Source organism: Nocardia farcinica, assembly GCF_029867845.1.
GTDB classification, from domain to species: domain Bacteria; phylum Actinomycetota; class Actinomycetes; order Mycobacteriales; family Mycobacteriaceae; genus Nocardia; species Nocardia farcinica_A.
On record NZ_JARWRU010001084.1, the window covers coordinates 1 to 4947 of the forward strand.

4 protein-coding genes are annotated in these 4947 nt (G+C 69.1%); all 4 read right to left on the reverse strand.

Annotated features, from left to right (window positions below; translation table 11 throughout):
* Positions 1-1228: DHA2 family efflux MFS transporter permease subunit (locus QH283_RS23935; protein WP_280505190.1), on the reverse strand; the 1228-nt coding region annotated here is incomplete at its 3' end.
* Entirely contained in the window at positions 1225-2721 is a 1497-nt protein-coding gene (locus QH283_RS23940; RefSeq protein ID WP_280505191.1) for an FAD/NAD(P)-binding protein, read from the reverse strand. The genes QH283_RS23935 and QH283_RS23940, both read right to left, overlap by 4 nt.
* A 43-nt stretch (positions 2722-2764) precedes the next feature.
* Positions 2765-3865 (reverse strand): acyl-CoA dehydrogenase family protein, encoded by a 1101-nt coding sequence (locus QH283_RS23945; protein WP_280505192.1) that lies wholly within the window; start codon positions 3863-3865, stop codon positions 2765-2767.
* Positions 3866-3919: 54 nt separating this feature from the next.
* Positions 3920-4947: aspartate aminotransferase family protein (locus QH283_RS23950; RefSeq protein ID WP_280505193.1), on the reverse strand; the 1028-nt coding region annotated here is incomplete at its 5' end.

A 4947-nucleotide genomic window follows, 5' to 3' on the forward strand; every position in this document is an offset into this window, starting at 1 on the left:
CCCGGGCTTGCCCGGGGGCGCCCCCTACCTGGGGGGCGGCGTGGTCCTCGCCCGCCCCTAGGCCGCCTTTCCCGCCGGCCACCACGGCCATGATCGCCTCGGTGGCCGGCACCGCGACCGCACCGATGCCGAGGCCGATCACCACCATCTGCGCCGCGATGAGGCCGTAGCCGGTGGCGACGTCATCGATCGAGAACCAGGCGTAGGCGAGTGCCATCAGGATCAGGCCGGTGGTGACAACCGCCCTGGTGCCCACTTTCAGCACGAGTTTCCCGCCGACGACCGAGCCGATGACGATGGCCACCGCCACCGGGATCAGACGCACCCCCGCACCGAGCGGTGTGTAGTCCTTCAGGAACTGGAAGTACTGCGTCACCAGGAAGGTGAACCCGTTGAGCGTGAAAAAGGTGATGGTGATCGTCGCGCACGCCGCGGAGAACCGGAGGTTGCCGAACAGCCGCATGTCGATCATCGGGTGTTCGGTGTGCAGTTCCCTGATGACCAACGCCGTCAGCAGCGCCGCCGAGACCGCGAAAGCGAGCAGTGTCGCGCCGGCGAGCCAGCCGCGGGCGGGAGCCTCGATGATGGTGTGGACCAGCAGTCCGATACCGGCCGTGGACAGCACGAGCCCGGGGATGTCCAGACCGGGTGTCGACGGATCTCGTGAGTCCGGCACCAGCAGAACCGTCAGCACGAGGCACAGGACGCCGATCGGGACGACGACCACGAAGACACTGCCCCACCAGAAGTATTCGAGGAGCAGTCCACCCACGATCGGACCGAGCACCACGCCGATGCCCGAGACCGCCCCCCATACCGCGATGGCGCCCGCACGCTGGGCGCGCTCGGTGAACACGTTGGTCAGGATCGACAACGTCGACGGGAAGATCAGGGCGGCGCCGAGCCCCATCACCGCGCGGGCCGCGATCAACTGGCCGGTGTCGGTGCACAGGGCGCCGAGCCCGCTGGACACCGTGAAGATCAGCAGGCCGAGCAGCAACGTGTTGCGCCTGCCGAAACGATCGCCGAGACTGCCCGCGGCGAGCACCAGCGCCGCGAAGGTCAGCGCGTACGCGTCGACGATCCACTGCAACGCCGACGTGCTCGCGCCGAGATCGCGCACCAGACTGGGCAGCGCGAGGTTGACGATCATCGCATCCATGTAGATCGCGATGACACACAGACACAGAACCGCCAGCACCGGAGTGCGTTTGACCGCGGTCGTCATGGAATCGGTACCCCCGCTTCGCGTCGGGCGCTCATCGCGTTCGCGGCGAGCGTGGCCAGAAAGGACAGAGCGAGCACGTCGTTGGTGACCAGCACCGCGCCGCGGGTCAGATCGCCGATCACATGCAGTCCGCGCACCGGGGCGCCTGCCCGGTCGACGGCTTCGAACGTGGCGACGTCGATCCGCACACCGCCGTGCGGGTGCGCGGTGAGCGAGCCCTGGTCGAGCAGATGCGCCAACAGTGGCTCCCGGCGCAGGGTGGCCTCGTCGGTGGCGGCGCCGGTCGCGTTGATCACCACATCCGCCTCGATCTCGCCCTCGGCGGTTCGCACGAGGAAGTGCTCACCCGCCTGCCGGACCGCGGACAGTCCGCCCGCGACGTGCAGCTGCCCGGCGTCGATGCCGGCGAGCACCCGCCGCGCCGTGCTCAGTGGAATGGGCGCCCCGTGCACGAGCAGCGGGGTCAGCCACTCGGTGAAGAAGACCGCGCGATCCTCCTCGGCGAGCAGTTGCCAGGCAGGCAGCAGCACGGGTGAGGCGCCGTTGATCACCTGCTGCCAGCCGCGTTCGACACCCGAGGCGACCTCCGCGATCTCCGCGGCCAGCATCGTCCTGGTGGTCGGCCCGCAGTCGCGCACCTCACGCCAGTCGGGTGGCGTGGTCGACGCCGCTTCGATGTCGGCCATCAACGCGCGCCCGAAATCCTCCAGGCGCAGCGTGCCCGCCGCATAGGCGGCCGCCATACAGGCCTCCACATGCGGTACGGGCGCCACCGCCTCCGATCCACGCAGCCTCGGCAGTCTGCCCGAGCGCGACGCCAGCACGATCGGGCCACGATGACCGCGCGCGGCGAGGGTGAGGAAGGTGTCGATGGCCGTGAGCCTGGTACCGACTATCGCGATCCTGGCCTCCCGGGGAAGCTCGGGCAGACGCCAGGGATCGCCGAAATAGCCCGCTGCCCCGGCGATGGCGGGCACCGGATCCGCCTGCGCCTGCATTCCAGGGCACAGCGCGACCCGGTCGGCCTCGGCCGCGAAACCACCGGCACACTCGACCCGATGTCGTCCGTCCGCCAGTGGCAGTACGCGCACCGCGTCGTCGCGTACGACGTCCACGATGACACCCGCAGCCCGCGCCTGCCGGACGGCCTGGTCGAACATGTCGGCCACGTAGTGCCCGTACCAGCGCCGGGCGGGGAATTCCGGCACCGGGACGCCCGCCGCCTCGGCGTGGGCGGTCGTCCAGCGCAGGCACTCGTCGGGGTCGGCGGGATTCAGGCTGGATTTCGCCGCCCTGGTGTTGATCAGGTGGGTCGGTTCCGGGGTGCCGAAGGCGAGGTGTGACGCGGTGGGATCGCGATCGACGACGACATAGCGGGTGCCCGCGGCCAGCTGGGGCAGCAAGTGCCTGGCCAGCGCCGTGCCCGTCGGCCCACGGCCGATCTGCACGACGGCCGCGTCGAGGGACTTGTCCGGCGGAGGTGACGACGACATCTGTGTGCTCTCGATATCTCTGTGCGGTCGATACTTCGTCGTGTCAGGTGACGATGAGCGGTTCGCCCGCGGTGAACCGGTCCAACGGCTCGGCGATGCTCAGCCGGGACGGCGGATGGAAGGCCAGCGCCCGGCAGGCGGTGTAGCGCTGCGCGGAACTGCCGGTGAGAAACGCCACGCCCCCGAGCAGTTCGGTGGCCAGCGTCGATGTGCGTTCGATGGTGCGCTGCGCGGCGAACCGCACGTGCAGTGCCCTGGCGACGGTGTCGGCCTCACCCGCACCGTTCATGACCTCGGTGGCGACCGCCTCGATCGCCGCCATGGCCGACTCCAGCTCCCCCACCAGCAGCATTCGGTCGGCCGCCGAACCACGGCGCTGTTCGAGCACGTCGGCGACCAGTCCGCCCGCCATGCCGAGATAGCAGGCCGAGACCAGCAGTTCGAAGGTCAGCCAGCCCGCTGTCAACGCGGCGTTCAGGCTGTCGGTCCGGCCGAAGAACGACACCGAGTCGTCGGGGATCTCGACACCGTCGAGTACCACCTCGTCGGTCTCCGAGGCCGGGAACACCGGGGCGCCGTCCAGTGGACGCACCTCCAGCCCCGGTCCCGCGGCGGGGATCACGACGAGAGCGAGTTCCGGCTCGGTGGCCCCCGGCGGGGTCAGCCGCACACTGGCGGTGAGGATGTCCATCGACCGGGCCAGACTGCACGGCTTCTTGCTGCCGTACAGGCGCCACCCGCCGTCGATCCGCTCACCGCGCAGCTTCGGCTCGATGACACTCGCACCGGGCACCCCCTCGGCGAACGCGGAGGCGAGGTACAGATTCTCCGCCGCCACCAGGGCGAGCAGGGCCTCGGTGCCCGGTCCCTCCGGGATGGCCGCGACGGTGCAGGAGTGCATGTTCACCGCGATCGACAGAGAGGGCGAGTGCGCGCCGAGCAGCCGGTGGATCTGCGCGGCCTCCCACAGCGACGCGCCGAGCCCGCCCTTGTCCTTGGGAATGAGCAACCCCGGCCCACCGCACTCCCGGAACAGTGCCAGGCCCGGGCTTTCCGGCGATTCCAGCACCGAGGGCGGCAGCGCGCGCAGGCGGGCATCGAGCCCGGGGACGAACCGCTCGGCGGGTCGGAGTTCACGGGACATGAAACGCATTGAGTCCTCCGAATATCGGGTGTCGAAGCGACACGAAGGTGGGCCTCACACCACGAAGAGGTTGTCGGCCAGCATTTCGTCGAGGCACGTGTCGAAGGCGTGGGCGATCCGATCGATGTCCTCGGCGGTGTGTGCGGCGCTGATCAGGAAGCTGTGCAGCTCCGGCAAGTACACCTGGTGCTTGCGCATGTAGTAGGCGAGCGCGATGGTGGCCTTGAAGTTGCTGCCCGCCATTCGGTCGCGGTACAGGCCGGCGGCCCGATGACTGAAGTTCAGCGAGAAGATCGAATTCCTGGCATTGATCCGACAGGCGATCTCCCGACTGGCCGCCGATTCGCGCATCGCCGAGGCCAGACGCTGGGTGTTGGACTCCAGCCGATCGTAGATCTCCCGGTGGGAATCCAGATGCCGCAGCACGGCGAGACCGGCGGCACAGGTGAGGGAGTTGCCGCTGAGCGTGCCACCGGCGAACACCTTGTTCTCGTAGTCGTAGAAGGGATCCTGGGAACTCTTGGCGGTGTCGATCAGATGCGCGGCGCCGACGACGGCGCCACACGGGAGTCCGCCGCCGATGACCTTGCCCAGGCAGGTCAGGTCGGGGTGCACATCAGCCATGACCTGGACGCCGCCGTAGGCGACCCGGAAGCCGCTGACCACCTCGTCGAAGATCAGCGGAATGTCCAGCTCGGTGCACAGCGCCCGCAACGCGGTGAGGAATTCGACGTCCAGCGCCACCACGGAGGTGGGCATCGGCTCCAGGATGACGCAGGCCAGATCCTCGGCCGCCTCCCTGATCCTGGCCAGTCCGTCGATGTCGCCGTACTGCATCACCAGGGTGTTCGACACGGCGGCCGGATCGACACCCTGCGAGCCCGCCACCGGAAGCGGCCTTTCGCGGTCGCCGGAGAACCGGAACCACGAGCTCACCATGCCCTGGTCGGAGAAGCCGTGGTAGTGACCTTCGAACTTGGCCACCTTCGCGCGCCTGCGGTAGCCGCGCGCCATCCTGATGGCGAAGAGGATCGCCTCGGTCCCGGAGTTGCACAACACTGCCTTGTCGGCGGCGGGAAACG